Source organism: Amycolatopsis sp. MJM2582 (assembly GCF_000754115.1).
GTDB lineage: Bacteria > Actinomycetota > Actinomycetes > Mycobacteriales > Pseudonocardiaceae > Amycolatopsis > Amycolatopsis japonica.
The window spans coordinates 624,415-649,344 of the sequence record NZ_JPLW01000003.1 but is presented as its reverse complement, the minus strand read 5'-3'; the positions used below and the strand labels follow the sequence as shown (position 1 = coordinate 649,344).

At 70.0% G+C, this 24,930-nt stretch carries 27 protein-coding genes; 13 read left to right on the top strand and 14 right to left on the bottom strand.

Annotated features, from left to right (window positions below):
• The first annotated feature begins 8 nt into the window (after nt 1-8).
• The 3 genes from ED92_RS21830 to ED92_RS21820 are packed head-to-tail and all read left to right on the top strand — an operon-like array spanning nt 9 to nt 2,558.
• On the top strand, nt 9-1,313 hold the full coding sequence (locus ED92_RS21830; RefSeq protein WP_037341518.1) for a nicotinate phosphoribosyltransferase: 1,305 nt from the start codon (nt 9-11) through the stop codon (nt 1,311-1,313).
• Between the two features lie 19 nt (nt 1,314-1,332).
• Nucleotides 1,333-1,908 (top strand): nicotinamidase, encoded by a 576-nt coding sequence (locus ED92_RS21825; protein WP_037341516.1) that lies wholly within the window; start codon nt 1,333-1,335, stop codon nt 1,906-1,908.
• Nucleotides 1,905-2,558: a bifunctional 4-hydroxy-2-oxoglutarate aldolase/2-dehydro-3-deoxy-phosphogluconate aldolase gene (locus ED92_RS21820; protein WP_037341515.1), complete on the top strand. Its 654-nt coding sequence runs from the start codon at nt 1,905-1,907 to the stop codon at nt 2,556-2,558. Before ED92_RS21825 ends, ED92_RS21820 begins: the two co-directional genes overlap by 4 nt.
• 69 nt (nt 2,559-2,627) lie before the next feature.
• Here ED92_RS21820 and ED92_RS21815 read toward each other — a convergent pair whose 3' ends face one another.
• A complete protein-coding gene (locus tag ED92_RS21815; protein WP_037341511.1) occupies nt 2,628-3,293 on the bottom strand; it encodes a hypothetical protein in 666 nt (221 codons plus the stop codon).
• A gap of 143 nt (nt 3,294-3,436) precedes the next feature.
• Here ED92_RS21815 and ED92_RS21810 point away from each other — a divergent pair, with 143 nt between their 5' ends.
• From ED92_RS21810 to ED92_RS21800, 3 genes are all read left to right on the top strand, one after another.
• Nucleotides 3,437-4,027, top strand: a complete 591-nt coding sequence (locus ED92_RS21810; protein ID WP_037341505.1) for a biotin transporter BioY — start codon at nt 3,437-3,439, stop codon at nt 4,025-4,027.
• Between the two features lie 125 nt (nt 4,028-4,152).
• Complete coding sequence (locus tag ED92_RS21805; RefSeq protein ID WP_016336795.1) at nt 4,153-6,210, top strand: ATP-dependent DNA helicase; 2,058 nt, start codon at nt 4,153-4,155, stop codon at nt 6,208-6,210.
• 57 nt (nt 6,211-6,267) lie between these two features.
• On the top strand, nt 6,268-6,621 hold the full coding sequence (locus tag ED92_RS21800) for a hypothetical protein (protein WP_037341500.1): 354 nt from the start codon (nt 6,268-6,270) through the stop codon (nt 6,619-6,621).
• 73 nt (nt 6,622-6,694) lie between these two features.
• On the opposite strand, the gene ED92_RS21795 is transcribed toward ED92_RS21800, so the two are convergent.
• The 5 genes from ED92_RS21795 to ctaD all read right to left on the bottom strand — a co-directional run bounded on the left by ED92_RS21795 (nt 6,695) and on the right by ctaD (nt 12,728).
• Nucleotides 6,695-7,099, bottom strand: coding sequence for an OsmC family protein (locus tag ED92_RS21795; RefSeq protein ID WP_037341498.1), 405 nt, complete (start codon nt 7,097-7,099; stop codon nt 6,695-6,697).
• Between the two features lie 11 nt (nt 7,100-7,110).
• Entirely contained in the window at nt 7,111-8,859 is a 1,749-nt protein-coding gene (locus ED92_RS21790) for a serine/threonine-protein kinase (RefSeq protein ID WP_037341497.1), read from the bottom strand.
• A gap of 17 nt (nt 8,860-8,876) precedes the next feature.
• A complete protein-coding gene (locus ED92_RS21785) occupies nt 8,877-9,635 on the bottom strand; it encodes a peptidyl-tRNA hydrolase (protein ID WP_037341496.1) in 759 nt (252 codons plus the stop codon).
• Nucleotides 9,632-10,861 (bottom strand): phosphoserine phosphatase SerB, encoded by a 1,230-nt coding sequence (serB, locus tag ED92_RS21780; protein WP_005165636.1) that lies wholly within the window; start codon nt 10,859-10,861, stop codon nt 9,632-9,634. The genes ED92_RS21785 and serB overlap by 4 nt, the downstream gene beginning before the upstream one ends.
• An 88-nt stretch (nt 10,862-10,949) precedes the next feature.
• A complete protein-coding gene (gene ctaD, locus ED92_RS21775; RefSeq protein ID WP_037341494.1) occupies nt 10,950-12,728 on the bottom strand; it encodes a cytochrome c oxidase subunit I in 1,779 nt (592 codons plus the stop codon).
• Between the two features lie 135 nt (nt 12,729-12,863).
• Here ctaD and ED92_RS21770 point away from each other — a divergent pair, with 135 nt between their 5' ends.
• Nucleotides 12,864-13,703, top strand: coding sequence for an aminoglycoside phosphotransferase family protein (locus tag ED92_RS21770; RefSeq protein ID WP_037341493.1), 840 nt, complete (start codon nt 12,864-12,866; stop codon nt 13,701-13,703).
• A gap of 46 nt (nt 13,704-13,749) precedes the next feature.
• Here the strand turns inward: ED92_RS21770 and ED92_RS21765 are convergent, their stop codons facing one another.
• Nucleotides 13,750-14,958 (bottom strand): glycosyltransferase, encoded by a 1,209-nt coding sequence (locus ED92_RS21765; RefSeq protein WP_037341491.1) that lies wholly within the window; start codon nt 14,956-14,958, stop codon nt 13,750-13,752.
• 112 nt (nt 14,959-15,070) lie between these two features.
• Nucleotides 15,071-15,808 (bottom strand): alpha/beta fold hydrolase, encoded by a 738-nt coding sequence (locus tag ED92_RS21760; protein ID WP_037341489.1) that lies wholly within the window; start codon nt 15,806-15,808, stop codon nt 15,071-15,073.
• Here ED92_RS21760 and ED92_RS21755 point away from each other — a divergent pair.
• Nucleotides 15,807-16,349, top strand: a complete 543-nt coding sequence (locus tag ED92_RS21755; RefSeq protein ID WP_037341487.1) for a GNAT family N-acetyltransferase — start codon at nt 15,807-15,809, stop codon at nt 16,347-16,349. The genes ED92_RS21760 and ED92_RS21755 overlap by 2 nt on opposite strands.
• A 3-nt stretch (nt 16,350-16,352) precedes the next feature.
• Here ED92_RS21755 and ED92_RS21750 read toward each other — a convergent pair whose 3' ends face one another.
• Nucleotides 16,353-16,640, bottom strand: coding sequence for a hypothetical protein (locus ED92_RS21750; protein ID WP_037342519.1), 288 nt, complete (start codon nt 16,638-16,640; stop codon nt 16,353-16,355).
• 168 nt (nt 16,641-16,808) lie between these two features.
• Nucleotides 16,809-17,561, bottom strand: coding sequence for a helix-turn-helix transcriptional regulator (locus ED92_RS21745; protein WP_152610983.1), 753 nt, complete (start codon nt 17,559-17,561; stop codon nt 16,809-16,811).
• A 51-nt stretch (nt 17,562-17,612) separates the two neighbouring features.
• Between ED92_RS21745 and ED92_RS21740 the strand changes: the two genes are divergently transcribed.
• Together ED92_RS21740 and ED92_RS21735 are read left to right on the top strand one after the other, a co-directional pair.
• On the top strand, nt 17,613-18,176 hold the full coding sequence (locus ED92_RS21740; protein ID WP_152611000.1) for a class I SAM-dependent methyltransferase: 564 nt from the start codon (nt 17,613-17,615) through the stop codon (nt 18,174-18,176).
• 80 nt (nt 18,177-18,256) lie between these two features.
• Nucleotides 18,257-19,381 carry a serine hydrolase gene (locus ED92_RS21735; RefSeq protein WP_037341478.1) on the top strand — a complete coding sequence of 375 codons (1,125 nt, stop codon included), beginning with the start codon at nt 18,257-18,259 and terminating at the stop codon, nt 19,379-19,381.
• Here ED92_RS21735 and ED92_RS21730 read toward each other — a convergent pair.
• Nucleotides 19,378-20,502, bottom strand: coding sequence for an alkaline phosphatase family protein (locus ED92_RS21730; protein WP_037341477.1), 1,125 nt, complete (start codon nt 20,500-20,502; stop codon nt 19,378-19,380). The genes ED92_RS21735 and ED92_RS21730 overlap by 4 nt on opposite strands.
• Nucleotides 20,503-20,552: 50 nt before the next feature.
• On the opposite strand from ED92_RS21730, the gene ED92_RS21725 reads away from it, so the two are divergent.
• Together ED92_RS21725 and ED92_RS21720 are read left to right on the top strand one after the other, a co-directional pair.
• Nucleotides 20,553-20,765 carry an FmdB family zinc ribbon protein gene (locus ED92_RS21725; protein ID WP_016336811.1) on the top strand — a complete coding sequence of 71 codons (213 nt, stop codon included), beginning with the start codon at nt 20,553-20,555 and terminating at the stop codon, nt 20,763-20,765.
• A gap of 98 nt (nt 20,766-20,863) precedes the next feature.
• Entirely contained in the window at nt 20,864-21,784 is a 921-nt protein-coding gene (locus ED92_RS21720; protein WP_037341476.1) for a hypothetical protein, read from the top strand.
• A 34-nt stretch (nt 21,785-21,818) separates the two neighbouring features.
• On the opposite strand, the gene ED92_RS21715 is transcribed toward ED92_RS21720, so the two are convergent.
• Entirely contained in the window at nt 21,819-22,202 is a 384-nt protein-coding gene (locus ED92_RS21715) for a DUF6401 family natural product biosynthesis protein (RefSeq protein ID WP_037341475.1), read from the bottom strand.
• Between the two features lie 234 nt (nt 22,203-22,436).
• Nucleotides 22,437-23,555, bottom strand: coding sequence for a PLP-dependent aspartate aminotransferase family protein (locus ED92_RS21710; protein WP_037341473.1), 1,119 nt, complete (start codon nt 23,553-23,555; stop codon nt 22,437-22,439).
• A gap of 59 nt (nt 23,556-23,614) precedes the next feature.
• Between ED92_RS21710 and ED92_RS21705 the strand changes: the two genes are divergently transcribed.
• The gene (locus ED92_RS21705; RefSeq protein WP_016336815.1) at nt 23,615-24,088 is read left to right on the top strand and encodes an Lrp/AsnC family transcriptional regulator; all 474 of its coding nucleotides are present in this window, start codon (nt 23,615-23,617) and stop codon (nt 24,086-24,088) included.
• Here ED92_RS21705 and ED92_RS21700 read toward each other — a convergent pair whose 3' ends face one another.
• Entirely contained in the window at nt 24,089-24,922 is an 834-nt protein-coding gene (locus ED92_RS21700; RefSeq protein WP_037341470.1) for a hypothetical protein, read from the bottom strand.
• Nucleotides 24,923-24,930 lie beyond the last annotated feature (8 nt).

The following is a 24,930-nucleotide window of genomic DNA, read 5'->3' as shown; positions in this document are numbered from 1 at the left end:
CTGGTGCCATGGGTTTCCCCGAGGCGGCCACTGGCGCCAGCACCGCGCTGCTCACCGACCACTACGAGCTGACCATGCTGGCCAGCGCCCTGTCCGACGGGACGGCGGACCGGCCTTGCGTCTTCGAGGTCTTCGCACGTCGTCTGCCCGACGGCCGCCGCTACGGCGTCGTCGCGGGCACCGGCCGGGTCCTCGACGCGATCGCGGACTTCCGGTTCACCGACGCCGAGCTGAGCCAGCTGGAAGCGACGGCCGTGGTGGACGACGCCACACTTTCGTGGCTCGCGGACTACTCCTTCTCGGGGGACGTCCACGGTTATCCCGAGGGCGAGCTGTACTTCCCCGGCTCCCCGATCATGACCGTCACCGGTTCCTTCGGCGAGGCCGTCGTGCTGGAGACGCTGATCCTCTCGATCCTCAACCACGACAGCGCGATCGCGTCCGCGGCGGCGCGGATGTCGGGCGCCGCGCACGGCAGGCCGATCATCGAGATGGGCGGCCGCCGCACGCACGAATACGCCGCCGTCGCCGCCGCGCGGGCCGCGTACCTGGCCGGGTTCGCCACGACCTCCAACCTCGAAGCCGGGCGCCGCTACGGCATCCCGACGCGGGGCACCGTCGCGCACGCGTTCATGTTGCTGCACGACAGCGAGGAGCAGGCGTTCCGCGCGCAGGTGGACAAGATGGGCGCCGACACCACCCTCCTGGTGGACACCTACGACATCACCAAGGGCATCGAAACGGCCGTCCGGGTGGCGGGCACCGAGCTCGGCGCGATCCGCATCGACTCCGGCGACGTGGGCCCGCTGGCGCGCAAGGCCCGCGAGCAGCTGGACGCCCTCGGCGCCAAGGACACCCGCATCGTGGTGTCGGGCGACCTCGACGAACACGCGATCGCGGCGCTGCGGGCGGAACCCGTCGACGCGTACGGCGTCGGGACCTCGGTCGTCACCGGTTCCGGCGCGCCGACCGCGGGGATGGTCTACAAGCTCGTCGAGGTCGACGGCAAACCGGTCGCGAAGCGCAGCGCGCACAAGGAATCCCGCGGCGGGCGGAAATCCGCGCTGCGACGGCACCGAGAGACCGGCACCGCCGTCGAAGAGGTGATCTGGACGGCCGCCTCGCCGGTCCCGGAACGGGGACCGAACGACCACGAATTGCAGATTCCGCTGGTCCGGGGCGGCCGGACGGTGGATGATTTGCCCACGCTGGACGACGCGCGCCAGCGGCTTCGGCGGGCGCTGGTGAGCCTTCCGTGGGAAGGCCTCAAGCTCTCGCACGGGGAGCCCGCCATCCCGACCGTATTCGTCTAAAGAGACTCAGGAGCAACACATGGGGACCGCCTTGATCGTGGTCGATGTGCAGAACGACTTCTGCGAGGGCGGGTCGCTCGGCCTGCCCGGTGGCGCCGCCGCCGCCGAAGCGATCTCCAAGCAGGCCGCGGAGGGTGGCTACGCGCACGTCGTCGCCACTCGCGACTACCACATCGACCCGGGCGACCACTTCAGCGAGACGCCGGACTTCAAGGACAGCTGGCCGCGGCACTGCGTCGCGGGCACCTCCGGCGCGTCGTTCCACCCCGCGCTCGACGTGGTCCCGATCAGCGAGGTGTTCTCCAAGGGCGAGTACACCGCCGCGTACTCCGGTTTCGAGGGCAACGCGCGCGACGGCAAGACGCTCGACGCGTGGCTGAGGGAGCACGACGTCACCGAGGTCGACGTCGTCGGCATCGCGACCGATTTCTGCGTCCGCGCGACGGCGCTCGACGCGGCGAAGGCGGGCTTCACCGTGCGGGTGCTGCTCGACCTCACGGTCGGCGGTTCGCAGCCGACGGTCGACGCCGCGCTCAAGGACTTCGACGAGGCGGGCGTGACCTACACCGGGAAGGCGCCGGTCCCCGCCGCATGATCCAGCACGACCTCCAGGACACCTTGATCGAAAACCGGCTCGTCGCGATCCTGCGGGCCGCGGACGCGAGCCGGTTCGCCGACGCCGCGACGGTGCTGCACGCGGCGGGCGTGCGGGTACTCGAAGCGGCGTTGACCACGCCGGGCGCCACGGATGCCATCGCGACCATCCGGAAGAAGCTCGGCGACGACGCGTACGTCGGCGCCGGGAGCGTGCGCGAAGTGTCCGATGTGGACAAAGCGGCGGACGCGGGCGCGATGTTCCTGGTCACGTCCACGGTGAACCCGCTGGTCATGGAGCGCGCGCACGAACGCGGGCTGCCGGTGATCTGCGGAGCGCTGACCCCGACCGAGATCGACCAGGCGTGGCGTCTCGGCGCGGCGGCGGTGAAGGTGTTCCCGATCGCGGCCGTCGGCGGGATCGCCTACCTGCGGGCGATCCGGGCGCCGATGCCGGACATCCCGCTCGTCCCGACGGGCGGCGTCCACCTGGCCGAAGTCGCGAAGTACCTCGAGTCGGGTTCGATCGCCGTCGCGGCCGCCACGCCGCTGATCGGCGACGCGCTCACCTCGAGTGGCTCGCTGACCGATCTCGCCACCCGGGCGAGTGAGTTCGTCGCCGCGGCCGCGAAGTACGTCTCGCGCACCTGACGCATTTCGTCCTCTGAATGCGGTAGTTGCGTGTGCAAGGACCGCATTCAGAGGACGAAATGCGGGGTGTCAGGGCTTCTTCTTGCCGTACGGGTCGCAGCGCGCGGTCCCGAGGTAGATGTCGCCCTTCGCCGGTCCGCCGCCCTGCGGGAACAGCTTGATGTGCAGCATGTGGGTCACGAGGCTGCCGTCGGGCGGCGTCGGCGTGACGGTCTCGTTGACCGTGAGCGACGCCAGCGCCGTCCCGCCCTTGCCGCCGGAGATCGTCAGCCGGTAGTTCTGCGGGATGTTCTCCGGCAGCGTGAACCCGCTGACGTCGCCGAACTCGATGTAGCCGAGGCTTCCGTCCTCGGTGGTACTGCATTTCGCCAGGAACGTGCGGACCTTGATCACCGGGCCACCGAACCGCTTGAGCAGGGTCGTCTCGAAACGCCGCCCGGCCGCCTCGCCGATGGCCGCGGCGCCGTTGCGGCCACAGCGCGACTCGCCGCCGCCGAACCGGGCGAAGTCGCCGGTGGATCCGCCCTGGGTCTTCGCGTTCAAGGGGCCATCGACGTCGCACGGCGCCAGCTCGCCGGTGACCACGTGTTGGTCGCCGATCTCCACGTCGAGCGAACCGACCGACGCGGCCGCCGTCGCGGGCGCGGGTCCGGCCGACGCGATCGCCGGTCCCCCCGTCACCAGCGCCCCGGTCAGCATCGTCACCGACAACAGCCTCGAAACGGGTTTCCTCATATCCGGCAGCCTTCACCAACCGCCTGTCCCGTGCAGGGTCATGCCACCCGGTCGAGTGGATCGTGAGGTGCCCGACATTCGGTCCGCGTCCCGCCATCTGACGTTAACCTCGGTTCACATTCGTGTACTCATAGGAGGTCTGAGTGTCTTCGCTGTCCGTGACCGGCACCCGCCCGGTTCTCGCCGACCTCGTTCCCGGCGCACTGGTCCGTGACGCGGTCCTGGTCGCCGGTGGTGCCGCCCTGACCGGTGTGGCCGCGCAGATCCTGATCCCGGTCCCCGGCTCGCCGGTGCCGATGACCGGCCAGACGTTCGCCGCCCTGCTGGTCGGCGCCGCGCTCGGCTGGAAGCGCGGCGCGCTGTCGATGGCGCTGTACCTCGCCGTCGGCGCGGCCGGGTTCGGCTGGTTCCAGAACGGTTCTTCGGGTCTGTTCGGCGCCAGCGCCGGCTACATCGTCGGCTTCGTGCTCGCGGGCGCCCTGGTGGGCGCGCTCGCCGGCCGCGGCGGTGACCGCACGCCGCTGCGCACGGCGGGGACGATGGTGCTCGGCAACCTCGCCATCTACTCGGTCGGTGTGCCGTGGCTGATGGCGTCGACCGGCATGGGTCTGTCGACCGCGCTCGACAAGGGTGTCGTGCCGTTCCTGATCGGGGACGCGCTGAAGATCGCCGTCGCGGCGGCGCTGCTTCCGGGCACCTGGGCGCTGGTCTCGCGCTTCAACAAGGAGTCGTGACCGGTCCTTTCACCGCTCCACGAGCTGCAATGAAAGGTCCCTTCCTCGCAAATTTCGCAAGGAAGGGACCTTTCATCGCACGGGGCGGACGATCTTGACGGTGCCCCCGGCTATCGTCTTGTCCCGTGCCCTCCCGTGCTGATTTCCCCGGTGTCCTCGAACTCCTGACCCACGCGGTCGAGTCCGTGGGCGGTGCCGAGCGCGAGGGCCAGGTCAAGATGGCGGACGCCGTCGGCCGCGCCATCCGCACCGGCGAGCATCTGGCCGTCCAGGCAGGCACGGGCACCGGGAAGTCGTTGGCCTATCTCGTCCCCGCGATCCGGCACGCGGTGGAGAAGGAGGCCACGGTCGTGGTTTCCACGGCCACCATCGCGCTACAGCGCCAGCTCGTCGATAGGGATCTCCCCCGGTTGGCGAAGGCGCTCAAGAAGCCCCTCGGCCGCGAGCCCACCTTCGCGATCCTCAAGGGCCGCCGTAACTACCTCTGTCTCCACCGGCTCGATTCCGGCGCCCCGGACGAGCCGGAAGACCAGCAGCTGTTCGACCCGTTCGCCGTCTCCCGGCTCGGCAAGGAGGTCACCCGGCTGCGGGAATGGTCGTCCGACACCGAAACCGGTGATCGCGACGAGCTGGTCCCCGGCGTCTCGGACCAGGCATGGCGCCAGGTGTCCGTCACCGCCAAGGAATGCCTGGGCGCGTCTCGCTGTCCCATCGGCACGGATTGCTTCGCCGAGCGGTCCCGCGCCGAAGCGGGCAAGGCCGACGTCGTGATCACCAACCACGCCTTGCTGGCGATCGACGCGCTGCAGGGTTATCAGGTGCTGCCCGAGCACGATCTGGTGATCATCGACGAGGCGCACGACCTGGTGGACCGCGTGACCTCCGTGGCGACCGGCGAGCTGACCAGCGGCATGGTCTCCGCCGCCGCCCGGCGCTGCGGGAAACTGGTCGACGACGAGGTGGCCGATCAGCTGCTGGAGGCGAGCGACGGGCTGGCCCTCATCCTCGACGACCTGCCCTCGGGCCGCATGGACTCGCTGCCCCAGGCCCTCACCGGCGCGATCCCCGCGGTCCGCGACGCCGCGCACCGTTGCCTCACCTCGCTCGGCAAGGACCGCAAGGAGGACGTCGACGAGGCCACGGCCCGCAAACTGGCGCGTTCACTGCTCGAAGAGGTCCACGACACCGCCGTCCGGCTGCTCGAAGCCTTCGACGACGACAAGGCGCATCAGCGTGACGTCGTCTGGCTGACCGGGGACCGCTTCTCCACGAATCCGCGCCCGCCCGCGCTGAAGGTCGCTCCGCTCGGTGTCGCCGGCCTGCTGCGGGAGCGCGTCTTCAACCAGCACACCACCATCCTCACCTCGGCGACACTGACCTTGGGCGGCACGTTCGACACGATGGCCCGGCAGTGGGGTCTCCCGCCCGGCGGGGCCAGGGTCGAGAAGGCACCCGGCGCGGCGACGGACAAGGCCGCGCCCGCCGACAGCGACGACGCCGACGGCCCGAAGTGGACCGGCCTCGACGTCGGCTCGCCGTTCGACCACAAACGCAACGGCATCCTCTACCTGGCCAAACACCTGCCGCCGCCGGGCAGGGACGGGTTGCAGCCCTCGACCATGGACGAGCTGGCCGAGCTCATCGAGGCCGCGGGCGGGCGCACGCTCGGCCTGTTCTCCTCGATGCGCGCGGCGAAGCAGGCCACCGAGGAGATGCGGGAGCGGCTCGACCTGCCGATCCTCTGCCAGGGCGATGACGCCACCGGCCTGCTGGTGCAGAAGTTCTCCGAGGACGCGCGCACCTGCCTGTTCGGCACGCTGTCGTTGTGGCAGGGCGTCGACGTGCCCGGCCCGTCGCTCCAGCTCGTCGTGGTCGACAGGATCCCGTTCCCCCGCCCGGACGATCCGGTCTCGTCGGCGCGGCAGCGGGCCGTGGAAGCCAGGGGCGGCAACGGATTCCTCACCGTCGCGGCCACGCATGCCGCGCTGCTGCTCGCGCAGGGCACCGGGCGGCTGCACCGTTCGGTCACCGATCGCGGAGTCGTGGCGATCCTGGATTCGCGGCTGGCCACCGCCCGCTACGGCGGATTCCTGCGTGCCTCGCTGCCGCCGTTCTGGCCGACCATGGACCCGAAGGTCGCCCGCGACGCGCTGCGCCGCCTCGACGCGGCCGCCCCGGCCTGAGTGGCCTGGAACACGGCCGAGTACCGTTAACGGAACGCCGAAGACAGGGAGAACCGGTTGTCCCAGGAGTCGCCCAACGCACAATCCCGGACCGTCAGCGTCGATGACACCGGAGTGCGGCGCCAGCTCGCGGACGGCAGCGAAGAAGCCGTCACGTGGTCCGAGCTGTCCGCGGTGGTGGTCAGAGTGATCCCTGAAGGCCCGTGGAAGGAAGACGTCTTCTTCATGCTCGCGGGCGCCGACGGGAAGGGCACCGCGATCCCCAGCGGCGACCCGGCCGCCGACGCGCTGATCGAGCGGCTGCAGACGCTGCCCGGCTTCGACAACGAGAAGTTCATCGAGGCCATGACCACCGACGCCGACGAGGCGTACGTGGTGTGGAGCTCCGAAGGCCACGCCGCCAAACACTGAGCCCGAGTGCCATGAAAGGTCCTTTCCTTGCAAATTTTGCAAGGAAAGGACCTTTCATGGCATCCGGAGGCGGCTACTCGACGGGGAAGCTTTCCGTGACCGGGATGCCCTTCTTCAGCGTCCGGCTCACCGTGCACAGCCGCTCGATGGCGCGATCCACCGCCGCCGCGAGCGCCTCTCGATCCGCGGCGGGCAGCGAGGACACGTCGACGTCGAAAGCCACGTGGACGGCATCGAGCTCCGAAGCACCTTCGCGCCTGTCCGCGGTCACGCCGACGCGAAACTTCGAGTCCTCCCCGATCCGGCGCGTGATGAGGTTCTCGGCGGTGACGGCCGAGCAGCCCGCCGCCGCGATCTGCAGCAGTTCGGCCGGAGAGAAGGCGCCCTCGGCACCTTTGCGGCCGATCACGACCTCGGCACCGCGTTCGTTGCGGCCGATGAAGCGGTGCTCACCGTCGCGCTGGACTTCCAAAGACACGGTGTTTCCTTTCAGAGGGGCGGCAGCCTCGGGGCGATCTCGCCGGCGAGCCGTTCCGCGGCCGGGCACATCTCCTGCGGCGGCTTGACCTTGTCCGCGACGTAGATCTCCACCGTCTCGATCATGGCACGACCGTCGCCGGTGAAGCCCCGGTGCGGGATCTCCGCCTGGCAAGCCTTCCATTCGGTGGAGATCTCGACGAAGGCTTCCCGCGATCCGAGAGCGACGCGTCTGCCGTCGTCCTCGAACGGCGCCCGCTCCCGTTCGAACCGGACCGTCACCTCGGTCTCGCGATGGTTCCAGTAACACTCCCAGTTGCCGAAGACCGGATCCGGCGTCGCCGGGCCGCCGACGATCGCCTGCGGCAGGTTCCCGCCCAGCGCACAGGCGTCGAGACTCCCGAGTGAACCGGCGGGGAAAGGCGCGCGACGCCGCTCGACCGGCTCCCGGTTCAGCACGCTCACCGCGTGCGTGGCCACCGGATCGACGTAGTCGCACAGATGCGCGTGCCAGTTCTTGATGTGCCGGGCGTGCACCCACACCTGGTTGCCGTCCGGCAGCGGGATCCCCCGCGCGCACTTGTCCTCCGAGTCGCTCGGCACCTCGCGCACGATCAGCTGGCCCGGCATCGGCTTGTCCAGCAACGGTGACGTCGGCGTCGTCAGTTCGAGCCTGATGTCGACGACGTCCTCGGCGTCGGGACTCAGGCGCAGCCGGACACCGCACGCGTTGAAGTTGCCGCCTGCGCTGTCCAGTTCCGGTGTCCCGAGATGGTTCAGCACGGACGGGTCCACCAGCGCGCACGGATCCGCCGTCCGCCGGTCCCCGATCAGCTCGGACGGCGGGTCCGCCGCGATCGACGCGGGCTCCCTGGTGGCGAAGAACAGCGCCCCGGTCAGCACCAGCACCGCCACGACGGCACCGATCGCGAGCGCGCGTTTCGGCACGCGGAACCGTCGCGTCCGGACGGGACCGTCGACGTCCGCGACCTCGGACAGCAGTTCGGCGGCGCGGACGGCGTTCGGCCTGCCCGCCGGCCTGCGCCGCAGCAGTTCGGTCAGCGCGGGCGCCAGCGGCCCCGCCCGCCGGATCGGCTCCAGGGTGTACGCCGTCGCCCGCCGGAGCTGCACGAACGGGCCCACGTTCGCGTCGCCCCACACCGAGGTGCCTTCGACGGCGGCGAACAGGGTCGCCCCGAGCGAGAACACGTCCGCCGCCGCGCCCGCCTGCCGCCCTTCGGCCATCTCGGGCGCGACGTAGCCCGGAGTGCCGACGTCGAGACCGCCGCCGGTGCGGGTCACCTCCGCCCATTGCGCGATGCCCAGATCGGTGAGTTTCGCGGTTCCGTCTTCGGCCACCAGGACGTTGCCCGGTTTGAGGTCGCGATGGACCATGCCCTTTTCGTGCATCGCCGCGAGCGCCGCGGCGAGCTGGACGCCGATCTTGGCCACCTTGCCGGGCGCCAACGGCCCGTCGGAGTCGATGACGTCGGCGAGGCTGCGCGAGGGCAGGTACTCCATCACCAGCCAGCGGTCGTCACCGTCGATCACGGCGTCGAAGACGGTGACCACATTCGGGTGATGCAGGCCGGCGCCGATCCGTGCCTCGCGCCGGATCTGACCGCTGTCGCCCGCCTGCGAACGCTTGAGGGCGACGACCCGCCCGAGGTCCAGATCGGTGGCACGCCAGACCACGCCCATACCCCCGGCGCCGATCCGCTCCTCCAAGCGATAGCGCCCGGCGATCAGCCGGTCACCCATGCGGGGAGTATAGGAGGCTAAGCCCTTTGGGCTATGACCGTGACGGTTCCGGGATCTACTTCGGTGAACCCGGCGTCCCGGACCGCGACGACGCCGTCACGACGCCACGAACCTTCGGGATCCTCGACCGGGCAAAGTGCCTTCCAGGTCGCCACCGGAGGAGTCCGCACCGAACACCGGAACCCGGTCGCGGCCCACGCGGCCAGTTCGGCTTCGTCCAGCACGGACGCCAGGATCATCGTCGCGTGCCCGACCTGGGCGGCGCCCTTGCCGACGGTCATCGAGACCTCGGGGTTCAGCAGCAGCCGCGGGAGGCCCTCCGGCGCGGGCCCCGGCTCGTCGGCGGGGAGTTCGCTGCCGGAGATCTGCAGCCGCGAGACCTCTTTCGGGGACTCCACGACCCGGCCGGGCAGCAACGCCCGCGCCTCGGCGCCGTCGACCTCGACCGTGATACCCGGCAGTTCCTGGACCGCCTGCCAGTGCGCGCCGCGCGCCCGCCGGGCGACCTTGCGGATCCGGCCGTCGACCCACGCCTTGAGCGGGTCGTGCCAGTCGCCTCCCGGCAGCGCGCGTTCGTCGAGGCAGACCGCGACCGCGGCCGCCGCGGCGGCCTCCAGCAACGCGGTCCGCGACGGCGGTTCGGCCCGTTCCATCCGCAGGATCACCGGCATGGCGCGGACCTCGGCGGGATCCTCGTCCGAGGTGTCCACCGTGCTTTCCGCTGGGAGGCCGAGCCAATGGGCGTAGCGCGCGGCCAGCGGCTCCAGCACGCTCATGGCCGGGAAAGCTCGAGACCGTCGGCCGCGTCGGCCGCCTCGATCTCGGCCCTGGTGACGCCGAGCAGGAACAGCACGGCGTCGAGGTACGGGTGGGAAAGCGCGGTGTCGGCGACCTCGCGCAGCGCGGGCTTGGCGTTGAAGGCGACACCCATCCCGGCGACCGACAGCATGTCGATGTCGTTCGCCCCGTCACCGACCGCGACGCACTGCTGCAGCGAGATCTCGTACTCGTCGGCGAAGCGGCGAAGCGCCTTCGCCTTGCCCGCGCGGTCGACGACCTCCCCGACCACCCGGCCGGTGAGCTTGCCGTCGACCACTTCGAGTTCGTTCGCGGCGGCGAAATCGAGGCCGAGGTCGTCCACGAGGGACTGGATGATCTTGGTGAACCCGCCCGAGACGACGCCGCAGCGGAAGCCCATCCGCTTCAGCGTGCGGATGGTCGTGCGCGCGCCAGGGGTGAGCTCGATGGACGCGGCGACCTCGTCCAGCACCGTTTCGGGCAGCCCTTCCAGCAGCGCGACGCGGCGTTCCAACGACTCGCCGAAGTTCAGTTCGCCGCGCATCGCGGCCTCGGTGATCTCACGGACCTGCGGTTCGACCCCGGCGTGCGCGCCGAGCATCTCGATGACCTCGCCCTGGATGAGGGTGGAATCGACGTCGAAGACCACCAGGCGCTTGGCGCGGCGGGCGAGCCCGGCCCGCTCGACCGAGATGTCGATCCCGGCCTCGACGGCGGCGTCCGCGAGCGCGGTGCGCAGCGCGGCGTCGGCCTCCGGGGTGTCCTGGGCGAGCGAGGCGTACAGCTCCAGCCCGGTCACCGGGTAGTCGGCGACACTGCGGATCGAGTCGATGTTGACGTCCAGCGCGGCGAGCCGGCGCGCGACGTCGGAGAAGGCACGCGCGGTCACCGGGCGGCCGAGCATCAGCAGGACATGCGTCGAGTCCTTCTGGCCGATGGCGAACGGGTCGGCGCCGATGGCCGAGCCGATCTTCACCTCGACCTGCATCCCGACCGACGCCATCGCCTGCTCGACGTACTCCTGCAGGCCCTCGGGGTCGCGGTAGACGCCGGCGAGCACGCCGAGCACCAGCTGGCCGCGGATCACGACCTGCTCGACGTCGAGGACGTCCACGTCATGGCGTGACAGCACGGCGAACAGCACCGAGGACACGCCCGGCTTGTCGGGTCCGGTGGTGGTGATGAGAACTGGTGTCTGCGTCACGAAGGTCAGTCTCCCTCAGCCGGCCATGAAAAAGGCGCGTGCCTTACCCCTGTGTGAGGCAAGGCACGCGCCGTTTCCGCTTATCGGGTCACTTCTCGCTGGAGTTGTCCTCGGAGTGGTCACCCGGCATGGCCGCCTCGGTGAGCAGCTGGGACGGCGCCCGGTGGGTGTTGACCTTCTGCTTCCCGAAGAAGCCGATCTCACCCTCCTTGTGGATGCGCTCCATCATGTGCGGGTAGTGCAGCTCGAACGCCGGGCGCTCGGACCGGATCCGCGGCAGCTCGGTGAAGTTGTGCCGCGGCGGCGGGCAGGACGTCGCCCATTCGAGCGAGTTGCCGTAGCCCCACGGGTCGTCCACCGTGACGATCTCGCCGTACCGGTAGCTCTTGAAGACGTTCCAGATGAACGGCAGCGTCGAGGCACCGAGGATGTACGCGCCGATCGTGGAGATCGTGTTCAGCGTCGTGAACCCGTCGGACTGCAGGTAGTCCGCGTACCGGCGCGGCATGCCTTCGGCGCCGAGCCAGTGCTGCACCAGGAACGTGGCGTGGAAGCCGATGAACGTGGTCCAGAAGTGCCACTTGCCGAGCTTCTCGTCCATCATGCGGCCGGTGATCTTCGGGAACCAGAAGTAGATCCCGGCGAACGTGGCGAACACGATCGTGCCGTAGAGCACGTAGTGGAAGTGCGCGACGACGAAGTAGCTGTCGGACACGTGGAAGTCGATCGCCGGCGCGGCCAGCATGATGCCGGTCAGACCGCCGAAGAGGAACGTGACGATGAAGCCCATCGAGAAGATCATCGGCGTCTCGAAGGACAGCTGGCCCTTCCACATCGTGCCGATCCAGTTGAAGAACTTCACGCCGGTCGGGACCGCGATCAGGAAGGTCATGAAGGAGAAGAACGGCAGCAGCACGGCGCCGGTCGCGTACATGTGGTGCGCCCACACGGCCACCGACAGCGCGGCGATCGCCAGCGTCGCCCAGACCAGGCCCTTGTAACCGAAGATCGGCTTGCGGCTGAAGACCGGGAAGATCTCCGACACGATCCCGAAGAACGGTAGCGCGACGATATAGACCTCTGGATGGCCGAAGAACCAGAACAGGTGTTGCCAGAGGATCACGCCGCCGTTCGCGGGGTCGAACACGTGCGCCCCGAGATGCCGGTCCGCCAGCAGGCCCATCAGGGCCGCGGTCAGGATCGGGAACGCCAGCAGGATCAGGATGCTGGTGACCAGGATGTTCCAGGTGAAGATCGGCATCCGGTACATCGTCATACCGGGGGCGCGCAGGCAGATCACCGTGGTGATCATGTTGACGCCACCGAGGATGGTGCCGAGACCGGACACGACCAGACCGGAGATCCACAGGTCGGCGCCGACGCCGGGCGAGTGGATGGCGTCCGACAGCGGGGTGTAGGCGAACCAGCCGAAGTCGGCGGCGCCACCCGGGGTCAGGAAGCCGGACATCACGATCAGGCCGCCGAACAGGTACAGCCAGTACGAGAACGCGTTCAGTCGCGGGAACGCGACGTCGGGCGAACCGATCTGCAGCGGCAGGATGAAGTTCGCGAAACCGAAGAGGATCGGCGTCGCGTACAGCAGCAGCATGATCGTGCCGTGCATGGTGAACAGCTGGTTGTACTGCTCCTGCGAAAGGAACTGCTGCCCGGGACGCGCCAGCTCGGAGCGGATCAGCATCGCCATCGCGCCGCCCACCATGAAGAAGGCGAACGACGTGACCAGGTACATGATGCCGATTTGCTTGTGGTCCGTCGTGCGGAACAACCGCAGCAGGTACGAACCCTTAACCGACTCGCGCGCGGGATACGGGCGCGTGGCGATCGGCTTGGGGGCTACGGCCGTCACTCCTGCCTCCAACACTCAAACCTTGTGGTGGTCAATTTGCGGTCGCCGGGCGGGTTCGGGACCCAATCCGGCGGCTAGTGGGGATCGTAGCCCTCACTACCGACAGTCGCGCGCACCGGCTGGCAAGATCGGGCCGTGACCGACGAACACACGCGTGCCGGAGTGGCCGCGGCGCTCGCCGTCGGTGACCGGTACGGGCTGCCGACCGGCAGTCCCGATGTCCTGCATTTCAAGTCGAACGTGCTGGTGAGACTGGGTCCGGTGGTGGCACGGGTGCCCGGCACGACCCGGCTCGCCCGGTCGTCGCCCGAGGACTGGCTCGCGCGCGATGTCGAGCTGTCGAGGCATCTCACGGAACGTGATGTGCTCGTCGTCTCACCGACCACGGATCCCCCGGCAGGACCGCATTTCGCCAACGGGCTGCCGGTCACTCTCTGGCACTACACGCCGCACGAGCCGGGCCACACGCTGCCGCCTCGTGAGGTGGCTCTGTCCCTCGCCCGGGTGCACGAGGCGCTCGCGGACTACCCCGGTGAACTGCCCGAACTCGGGCCCGTCCGCGAACTCCGGACACTGCTCGACCGGCACGGCGCGGTCATGGGCGGTGCGGCGCCCCGGTTGTACGACGAACTCGAACGGGTCGCGGCGGCGCTTCCGGAGGGTGAGGCCCGACCGCTGCACGGAGACGCCCATCGGGGGAACGTCGTCGCGACCGCGGCCGGGCCGTGCTGGCTCGACTTCGAGGACACCTGGCGCGGGCCGCTCGGCTGGGACCTCGGCGTGCTCTACGCGGAGGCCGGGCGCGCGACCCTGGACGCGTACCCGGCGGACGTGGCGCCTTCGTCGCTGGAGCCGTTCATCGCGTTGCGGCGGTTGTTCGAGGTGCCGTGGCGGTTCGTGATCGCGCAGCGGTTCCCCGAACGGCTCCCGGAGGCCGAAGCGGCCTTGGAGCGCTACTTCACCTCCCGCGTTTAGTCCTCTGAATGCGGTCGTTGCACGCGCAAGTACCGCATCGAGAGGACTAAACGCCGGACATCAGGAGCTCAGCCGCCACATCGACGCCGTCCGTCCGCACCTCGCCGCCGACCTGCCGGGCCCGGGAGGCGACTTCGGGACGAAGCACCTCGCCCAAAGCGAGCGTCAGCGCTTCGACCGAGGGCTCCCCCGTGATCGACGTCCCCACCCCGAGATCCCGCACCCGCTGGGCGAAGTACGGCTGGTCGAACATCTGCGGCACCAGCACCTGCGGCACCCCGGCCCGGGTCGCCGCCGTGGTCGTGCCGGCACCGCCGTGATGCACGACGGCCGCGACCCGCGGGAAGAGCGCCTGCTGATTGACATCCCCGATCGCGATGCAGTCGGGTTCGTCGTCGATCAGCGCCAGTCCGGTCCAGCCCCGGAACACGATCGCCCGCCGTCCGTGCGCCCTCGCCGCCTCGATCATCGCCTTCGCGATCTCCTCCGGCGCGCGGATGCTCCCGAATCCGAAGTAGACCGGCGGTTCCCCGTCGTCGAGGAACGCCTCCAGTTCCGGCGACAACGGGCTGTGGTCCGGCAGGAGCCAGGCACCGGTCTGGTGGACGTCCAGCGCCGACGGGCCCCGCCACGGCGCCAGCACCGGATCGGCGGCCAGCCACGGACGCTCGGTGAAGATGTGCCCGCGCACGTCGTCGACCGGCGGCAGGCCCAGCAGTTTCCGCTGAGCGTCGAGCACGTCGCCCCATTGCGCGTTCCACCGCTCCGCGTCGTCGGCCCACAACGCCGGGATGTCGGCGTCGGGATTCTTCGGCGCCCATCCCGGGAAAACGGGCGGACGATGGTGCAGTGAAGGCAGCGTTATCGGGCAGTAAGCGGTGAAGAAATACGGGATCCCTTTTCGCTCGGCCACCGAATGGGCGGCGATGTTCAAGGCCATTCCCGCGACGACGGCGTCGCAGCCCTCGGCAACGTCCGGCATCGTCTCGAACTGGTTCACCACCATGGCCTCGGCCATCGCACGCCGCCCTTCCGGCGTGGCCATCGCCTTGGTCATCGCGGAATCCGGCTTCGCCGTCGACCGCAGTTCCGGCCCCAACGGCGCGAAGGAGATCCCGAGACCTTCGGCCCACTCACGGAAATCCGGCGGCGCGCAAAGCCGGACTTCCTGGCCCAGTTCCCGCAATCGCACCGCCAGTGCCACCAGCGGCTGCACCTCACCCCTCGTCCCGATAGTGGACAGGAGTACACGCATGGGAATCCCCCTTCGGCAAAAACGTGAAGGCACGAATTGTGGACCGGGAATGGGGGCTTGCCGCAAGCCCCGGGGTCGGCTATACCTTTAAAGGGGCGAGGGGAACCTTTTCTTACGCGGGATACCAGCCCAAGATCGCTTCGACGACTCCGGCCGGATCCTCCAGCGGCGTCAGATGTCCCGCCTCCGGCAGCACCACCAACGTCGCGTCCGGCAGCGTTTCCACCAGGGTGTTCGCCGCTTCCAACGGGGTCAGGCCGTCCTCTTCGCCGACCACGACCAGCGCCGGAACGTCCGCCGATCGCAGCGTTTCGAGCGAATCGGGCCGGGCCGCCATCGCGCGCGCCGCCCACGCGATCCCGGACGGCGGCTGTGTCGTGATCAGCTCCCGAAGCCGTTCGACCACTTCCGGGCGCGCCTTCTCCGCGAGCAGTCCGGGCGTGACGGCTTCGGGCATCCAACCGGCGCCCTCCGCTTCGACCCGGGCCGCGACGTCGTGCCGGGCTTGCGCGGCTTCGGGAGTGTCAGCGGTCGCCTTCGTGTCGATGAACACGAGCCCGCCCACACGTTCCGGTGCGAGGCGCAGCACCGCCATCGTCAGGTAGCCGCCCATCGAGCAGCCTCCGAGGACGACCTTGTCGAGTTCCAGCTGGTCGAGCAACGCGACCACGTCGCGGGCGGCGTCGTCCAGATCCGGCTCCCGGTCCGTTTCCGGCAGCGGGCTGCGGCCGAGGCCGCGCTGGTCGGGGGTGATCAGCCGCAGACGTTCCGAGAGCGGCGCGCGGACCGCGTCCCACATGCGGGCGTCGACGGGGAAGGCGTGCAGAAGGACCAGCGGGAGATCGTTCATGGCGATAATTCTGTCGCACCCTGGCGCTACCGTCAGATCCGTGCTGACAGAGATCAAGACGGAGAGGCTGCTGCTGCGGAGGCTGCGCGAGGCGGATCGCGAGAACATCGTCGCGCTGCAGGCCGATCCGGAGACGAACAGGTTCAACCCGGAGCCGCACACCGTCGAGGGTGCGAACGAGCTGTACGACGCTTGGCTGAAGCAGTGGGCCGAGTACGGGTTCGGTTATCTCACGGTGTCCGCTTCGGACGATCCGGAGACGATCCTCGGTTTCGGCGGCGTCCGCTATCACGAATGGAACGGCGAGCGCGTGCTGAACCTCGCGTACCGCTTCTGGCCGTTCACCTGGGGCAAGGGCTACGCGACGGAGATGGCGGCCGCCGTCGTCGAGTGGGCGGAGCGGGAGATCCCCGACGTCCCGGTGATCGCCAACATCATGGCGTCCAACAAACCGTCCATCCGGGTCGCCGAGCGGCTCGGTTTCAAGATCCACACGGAGGAGGAATTCGCGGGAGAACCTTCCTTGCACCTGCGGCGCTGAAGCTCACCAACGACCTGGCCTTCGCCGGGACCGCGCGCCCCAGCACGCCTTGTGCCAATGGCGGCGGTCGGCGACGCCGCCGGTGTCGTCGGCGGGCCAGGCGACCACATGCGGGGTCCCCTGCCGGATCTCGTGGTCGCAACCGGGACAGCGGTAGTCCTTGGTGGCCTGCGCGCCGGGCACGGTGCGCACCAGCCATTCGCCGTCGGAGGCGGATTCGGAGCGCGCCCAGCCGGTCGACGCGCCGAGGTCGGGGCGCCCACCGCGTTCGGGCCGGTTACGTCGTGGCACGCCCGAAACGGTATACGGCGGGCCCGGCCGGCCGCCGACGTAGGCGCGCAGGGTCACACCCGGTCCGCCTTCCGTCAGGCGTGTCGTCCGTCTGATCACGCGTGACGTCCGGCCGATCACGCGTGATCGAAGCCGGAACACGCGTGATCGAAGGCGTGACTCGGGGAGTCAGCCGCCGAAGTAGGCGCCCGGCGTCACGCCGACCGCGCGGCGGAACGCGGCGACGAAAGCGCTCGGCGAGGAATAGCCGATCCGGCGGGAGACCGCGGTCAGCGGCATGCCTTCGGCCAGCAGCGGCAGTGACGCGCGCAGGCGCGCCTGGACCCGCCACGCGCCGAACGTCGTGCGGCACTCGGTGAGGAACAGCCGCGCGAGCGTGCGTTCGCTCGCGCCCGCGTGCCGGACGAAATCGGCGAGGGCGCGGCGGTCCGCGGGATCGGCGATCACCGCCCGCGCGACGGCCAGCGCACGTTCGTCGGACGGCATCGGCACGGTGATCGGCACGACGTCCACCGGTTCGAGCAGGTCGAACGCGACCGCCTCGGCCCGGCGGCGCGCGTCGTCGCCGAGGTCGGCCGCGCCGAGGTGCTCCAGCAGTTCGCGCAGCAGTGGACGGACGGCGACGAGCGTCGGCTCGGGCCAGCGCACCGGGCATCGGTCCCGGGCGGCGTAGATCCCCCGCAACACGGTCTGCGCGGTGGCGCCGGTCCGGTGGACGACCCCGGCCGGGATCCAGAGCGCCCGCGTCGGCGGCAGCACCCAGTACCGCTCGCCGACGTTCACGCTCAGGATCCCCCGCGCCGCCCAGGCGAGCTGGTGGCCGTCGTGTTCGTGCCAAGGGAGCCAGGTGCCCGCGGGCAGGTCCATCTCACCGAGCACCATCGCCGTGGACATCGGCGGCAGGAGTCCGATATTCGACATCGGTTGGCAGCCTATCGCCTATCGGTCACCGTTAGCTTCGAATGCATGCCGATGAACCTGGTGCACCGCAAACTCTGCAGTTCCGCGCTGTGGGCGAAGGCCGTCGCCGCCGAGATGCCGGGCAACGTCGCCGGTTTCGACCTGGGTGACTCCGTCCTGGAGATCGGGCCCGGCTTCGGTGCGACCACGCGCGCGCTCGCCGGGCTCGTCCCCCGGCTCACCGCCGTCGAGATCGACGAGGCGTCCGCGGACCTCCTCAAACGGGAATTCGACGGGCGGGTGCGGATCGTCCAGGGCGACGGGGCGGCGATGCCCTTCGAGGACGGCGAATTCTCCGCGGTCGTCTGCTTCACGATGCTGCATCACGTGCCGACGACGGCATTACAGGACTCGATCTTCGCCGAGGCGTTCCGCGTGCTCCGCCCCGGCGGTGTCCTGCGCGCGATCGACAGCCTGGCGAACGCGCCGTTCCGGCTCCTCCACCTCGGCGACACGATGAACGCGCTCGACCCGGTCTCGCTCTGGCCCCGGCTCACCGACGCCGGATTCACCGACATCGAGGTCGACCACGTACCCAAGCGCTCCGTGAAGTTCTCGGCAAGGAAGCCCGCCTAGGGGGTCGCTCGCGAGAAGTCCGGGCACAGCAGGGGTTTTAGGGGCTGTCCCGGCGCTGGGCGCCTCCTAGCGTCAGGTGCATGAATCGTCTGTTTCGCGGTTTGGCGGCGATCGTCGCCGGCACCGCCTTGTTCTCCGGAACACTCGCGGCCGGTCAGGCCGTCGCCGCCCCCGCCAGGGAAGGTCTGCAAAAGGCGCTGGACGACGCCGTCGCCGCCGGTGCGCCCGGCGCGTACGCCGCGGTGCTCGACCAGGACGGCGGCTGGTACGGCCGGAGCGGCGTCGGCGACGTCACGACGGGCGGCGCGCCGGACCCCCGCGGCCGGTTCCGGGCGGGCAGCATCACCAAGAGCGTGGTCGCCACCGCCGTGCTGCAACTGGCCGGCGAGGGCAAAGTCGGCCTCGACGACCGCGTCCAGGACCGCCTTCCCGGGCTGCTGCCCTACACCGAGCCGATCACCGTTCGCCAGTTGCTGCAGCACACGAGCGGAATCCCCGCGACCGACCGGTGGAACAGCCTCCCGGAGATCGACACGACCCGCTGGCGGCACCAGTCACCGGACGAGACCATCCGGCTGGGGACCGAGGGCAAACCGCTGGCCTTCCCGCCCGGTCAGGGCATGGTGTACTCCAACACCAATTACGCCGTACTCGGGAAACTCGTCGAAAAACTCACCGGCGACGAGCTGAATTCCGTGCTGCAGCGCCGGGTTCTCGACAAGGCGGGCATGCGGGACAGCTCCCTCCCGTACCGCTATCCCTACGTCCACCGCGCGGCCGCCCGTGGTTACGAACGGCTGTACGGTCCCGACGCGCCGCTGACCGATGTCACCGACTACGAGATGTCGCGGTTCTGGGGTTCCGGGAATCTGATCTCCACCGCCGACGATCTGAACCGGTTCTATGGCGCCCTGTTCACCGGACGGCTCTTCCCCGCGGCGCAGCTGGCCGAGATGCGCAAGACCGTGCCCAGCGGCGTTCCCGCGGTGGACTCGGGCCTCGGCGTCATGCGGCTCCGGCTCCCGCAGGGCTGCGCCGCGCCGGAGGCTTGGGGCTTCAACGGTTCGGTACCCGGCTACAACACCTGGAGCATGCGGACTTCCGACGGCACCAGGCAGATCACGGTCGGCGTCACCACGAACCTGACCTCCGAAACCGCGCGCTCGGCCGTGTTGCGCGCGATGTTCGCCGAATTCTGCGGCTAGCCGCGCGCGAGGACCAACGGGACGAGTTGCTCGGCGGGGGTCAGCGAGCCGTGCTGCCCTACCAAAGAGGACTCGACGGCCTCCGCCAGTTCCCGCACGAGCCCGAAGCGTCCCTTCGCCGCCACGACCACGTCGCCGATACGCGGACGGACCCGATCGGAGACCGGCCCGAACCAGCCCGCCTCGACGGCCTCGTCGCGCGGGAGGATCCAAGCCCGGTCTCCGATCACCTCGCGCCACGCCGCCAGGACGTCGGCCTCCGCGCCCGCTTCGCTGTAGACGTGCCGCGCCCGGACCTCGCCCCCGATGGCCCGGACGCCGCCGAGCAGCGCGGGTGTCTCGTCGATGTCGAGCGCGCCCTCGACGGTCACCATGCCGTGGTCGGCCACGACGGCGAGGAGCGCGCCCGACGGTAGACCGTCCACAAGAGACTCCACGAGCCGGTCGACCTGCCGCAGCTGCATCCGCCACGGCGCCGAACCGGGCCCGTAGATATGGCCCAGCATGTCGAGTTCGCTGTGATAGCCCCAGCAAAACGCGGGCCGCGCTTCGAGACAGTGCAGGACGCAGGCGGCCAGGTCACCGAGCGCGTGGACGCCCACATAGCGCGCGCCGGACTGCGTCGCCCGGGTGAGCGCGGTGTCGGCGAACTTCGCCGAGGACACCACGCTGGTCGTGATCCCGGCGGCCGCCGCGCGTTCGAACGTCGTCGGCAGCGGCTGCACCTCGCGCGGCGGCAGAGCCCCGCGGAGATCGCCGCCGTCCACGTGGCTGCTCCAGCGCAGCGCGTTCAGGACGCCGGTGCCCGGCACCTCGAAGCTGTACCCGACCAGGCCGTGCTCCCCCGACGCCAGGCCGGTGCCGATCGCGCCGAGCCCGGCCGCCGTCGTCGCCGGGAAACCGACCCGCAGCGGCGACTTCGCCAGCTGGGTGAGCACCGGCGCGTCGGCGGGGTGCTCGGCCAGCAGCTCCCAGCCGAGACCGTCGATCAGCAGGACACAGGCGCTGGACGCCTCCGCCAGGCTCAGCGAATTGGCGAACCCCTCGGCGCCGAGGGCGGACAGCACGGACGGGACGACTTGGCCGAGATGCGGCACATGCGCCGCGACAGGCAGTTCCACCCGGCCAGCTTGCCATCCCGGCGGCCGGAAGGAGATGGGATAATGCCGGAATGCCGACCTACGCCTACCGCTGCCGCGAATGCGCCGGAACCTTCGAACTGCTGCGGCCGATGAGCGAGTCCGGTGCGCCCGCGCCGTGCCCCGAGGGCCACCAGGACACCGTCAAGCTGCTGACGACCGTCGCGCTGACCGGGTCCGCTTCCGGTCCGGCCCCTGTTCCCGCAGGTGGAGGCGGTTGCTGCGGCGGAGGCTGCTGCGGCTGACCCACCCGTTCGGGTGGCGTAACGTGTGATCGCCCGAATGGCGGGTACCCCCTTCCCACCAGTCTGGAAGCTCCAGTGGTGGGAAGGGAGAAAGTCCAGTGGCCACATCAGCACTGGCGGCCGTCGACTTCGGTCAGGGCGTGTCGAGCGCCTGGAGTTCGGTCGCCACCTTCGTCCCGAAACTGCTCGCGTTCCTGGTCATCCTGTTCATCGGCTGGCTGATCGCCAAGGCGCTCTCGAAGGCCGTGAGCATGGTGCTCGAGAAGGTCGGGTTCAACCGGCTCCTCGAACGCGGGGGCTTCAAGCAGATGCTCGCGCGCAGCCAGTTCGACGCGTCGAGCATCATCAGCAAGATCGTCTATTACGCGATCCTGCTGATCGCCCTGCAGTTCGCGTTCGGCGTGTTCGGCCCGAACCCGGTGAGCGCGCTGCTCAACGACATCGTCGCGTGGCTGCCGCGTGCCATCGTCGCGATCGTCATCGTGGTGATCGCCGGCGCGGTCGCCAAGGCGGTCAAGGATCTGATCGGGAACGCCCTCGGCGGTGTCTCCTACGGCAAGGTGCTCGCCACCATCGCCTCGGTGTTCATCTGGGGCCTCGGCGCGATCGCCGCGCTGAACCAGATCGGCGTGGCCACCGCGGTCACGATGCCGGTGCTGATCACCGTGCTCGCCACGGTCGGCGGTATCGCCGTCGTCGGTGTCGGCGGTGGTCTCATCAAGCCGATGCAGCAGCGCTGGGAGACGTGGCTCGGCCGGGCCGAGGCGGAGATCCCCGCCGCGAAGGCGCAGGCCGAGGCCTACCAGCGCGGTCGCGAGGACGCGGGCCGCTCGGGTGAGGTGCCGACGGAGCGGACGGCGGTCAGCCAGCCGGTGTCCGCCGGGCATCACGCCGCGAACCCGAACGCGCCGACGCAGCACCAGCAGTTCCCGCCCAGCCAGGGTCAGGTGCCGCAGCACCAGGATCCCGGCCAGCGGCCCCCCGGTGGAAACATGCCCCCTCCGCCGGAGTACCGCTGACCTTCCACGGGAGCGGGTGGGGCGTCCGGCCGCCCTACCCGTTCCCGGTCGGCTGGGTCCGCCGGTCGTCCAACGAGGCGGCCAGCGAACACACGCCGACCAGCCGCGCGGTCACCCAGTCGCTGGTGGTCCACGCGGTCAGATCGGCCGGAGCACGGAACGTCCAGCCCTTGGCCTTCGCCTCGTCGAGCAGCCCGCGCGTGTAGCCGGCGAGCAGGACGACCCCGGCCACCGCCGCCGAGCCTTCGACCCCGACCGCGAGGATGTCGCGGACCGCGGCGGAGTGCTGATCGAAGACGGCGGACAGCCCGGGCACGGCCGCCGCGGCGGCGAGCCCGGCCACACCGATCTGCTGGTGCAGCCGGGAAAGCGTGCTACGAGCCGAAGATTCCACCCAGGACGAGACCAGATCTTTCACCCGACCAGGTTAGCCAGGCCGGACGATTTGTCGACATCCCGGTGATGACGATCGCAGAACTCGGCCCTGATGGCGGAGCTGAGATTTGATCCGGAAGCCGACCAGACGCGTGAACCCGCCCGGCCGAAGGCCCCGCTATCGCGGTGGCAGGGCGCCTTATCCACGTCCGTGAGGTGGATGACATGGCGGCGCCCTGCCGACGTCGATCGCGGACGCGGGTTCACCACCAAGCACTCAGCACGCCTTGAGTGCCTGATCCAGGTCGTGCCACAGGTCCTCGACGTCCTCCAGCCCCACCGACATGCGGATGAGCCGGTCGGTGACCCCCGCGCCGCGCCGGTCGTCCTCGGCGACGATCCGGTGGCTGATCGAGGCGGGATGCTGGATGAGCGAATCCACACTCCCGAGGCTGACGGCCGGGGTGATCAGCCGGACCGCGCCGATGAGCGCGTGCGGATCGCCGTCGACCTCGAACGCGATCAGCGGACCACCGACGGCCGGGTAATGCACGGCGCTCACGTTCGCGTGGCCGCGAAGCCGCTCGACGAGTTCGGCCGCCGTCGCGGACGCGGCGTTGACGCGCAGCGGAAGAGTCGAGAGGCCGCGAAGCAGCATGTATCCGGCGAGCGGGTGCAGCACGCCTCCGGTGGCGAAGCGGATCTGCCGCAGCATCCCCGCGTCTTCGGCACTGCAAGCCACCACGCCGCCCATGACGTCGCCGTGCCCGCCGAGGAACTTGGTCGCGCTGTGCAGGACGAACCGGGCGCCGTGCCGTCCCGGCCGCTGGAGCACGGGGGTCGCGAAGGTGTTGTCGACCAGCACCGGGACCTCGCCCGCGGCGCGGACGATCTCGGCGATGTCGACCTCGCGCAGGGTCGGGTTGGCGGGGGTTTCGAGCAGCACCAGCCCGGTGTCGGGACGCAGCGCCGAGGCGACGTCCTCCGGATCGGCCCAGGTCACCTCGGTCCCGAGCAGCCCGGACGTGAGCATGTGGTCGGTGCAGCCGTAGACCGGCCGGACGGCGACGACGTGCCGCTTGCCCTGTGCGACGGCGGCGAGCAGCGAGGCCGAAACCGCGGCCATGCCGGTGGCGAACGCGACGGCGTCTTCGAACCCTTCGAGTTCGGCCAGCGCCTTCTCGAAACGCTCGACGGTCGGGTTGCTCAGCCGCCCGTAGACCGGGAGCCCGGACAGCGAGCCCGAGGCGGCGAATTCGTCGATGCGGCCCGCCTCCTCGACGCTGTCCCGCGACGGGTAGGTCGTGGACAGGTCGAGCGGAGCGGCGTGGACGCCGAGGTCCGTGAGATCGTCACGGCCGGCGTGGACGGCTCGGGTGCGCAGCGTTGCGGTCATACTCCAGATGGTGCGATTTTCTCCGGAACAGCCGCAATATCCTCGGATATCATTCGCCGATGTCGGATTCCGTCGAACTGAGTACGGTTGATCTTCGAATTCTGCGGCTCTTGCAGAACGACGCCCGGATCTCGAACAAGGATCTGGCGGCCGAAGTCGGCGTCGCACCCTCGACCTGTCTCGACCGCGTCAACCGGTTGCGCGAGCTCGGGGTGATCATCGGCCAGCGCGCCGAGGTGGACGCGGCCAAACTCGGCCGCCCACTGGAAGCGCTCCTGTTCGTGCAGGTCCGCCCGCACCGGCGCGCGCTGGTCGATTCGTTCGTCGAGCATCTGCTGGCGTTGCCCGAGGTCCGCGCCGTCTACCACCTGACCGGCCCGGACGACTTCCTCGCGCATGTCGCCACCGCGTCGGCGACCGAGCTGCAACGGCTGGTACTCGACGAACTCACCGCCCGCGACGAGGTCGCCAGGGTGCACACGAACCTCGTCTTCCAGCACTGGAGCGGGGGACCTTTGCTACCACCCGGCTGATCAGGCGATCCGGACCTTGAACGGATGCCGCGGATCGGTGGGGCAGGTGAAGATGTTCAGCACTCCCCGGTCGCCGAACGCCCAGCACGCCGGTTCGTCGTCGTCGACCCCGCAGCCGCAGCCGACCTCGTGTTCCTCCGTGGCCAGCGCGAGCGTCTGTCTCAGCTCGGCACCGCATTCCCGGCAGTCCAGGTCGACACGACCGGCCGCGTGCCAGGCCGTCCAGCCGCCGATCTTCGCGTAGTGGTCCAGCTCGGGCCAGCCGTCCGGGTCTTCGCTCGCGCCTTCCGGGATGCCGAGCGCGGCGCGGGTCTCCGGCGGGAAGTCGCAGAGGCGCGGCAGCTCGTCGATCGAGCACGGTTCGAAGACGCAGGGTTCCGGCAGGTAGGCGTCCTGGGCGTCCTCGGGTGCGGGCGGCGGCTCCGCGATGTCCCCCACCTCGGCGGAATCGCGCCACACCAGCCGGACGGCGGGGCCGCGGTGGTACGGGTTGTCGTGCTCAAGCGGGCAGAACAGGATCTGCAGCACATCGGTGCCCTCCGGGAAGGGCAGCTCCGGGAAGTCGTCGCGGAAGAACTGCGCCGCGCCGACCATCGCCGGGACCGGCTCGTCGAGCGGATGCCCGGCCGGCCACGCGTCGTCGGACGCGTCGGGGTCCGGCGGCCAGGTCACCGGGCACTCCGGCCATGGCTCGTCCGACGGCCAGAGCAGCGGGCCGCCGAAGTGGCTTTCGTCCGGACGGGGCAATCCCGGCGCGGGGTGCAGCCGGATGGCCGTCCGGACCAGGTCGTTCAGGCCGGGGATGGGCACCCCGTCGTATGTGAGCTGACGCACTCCCGGGA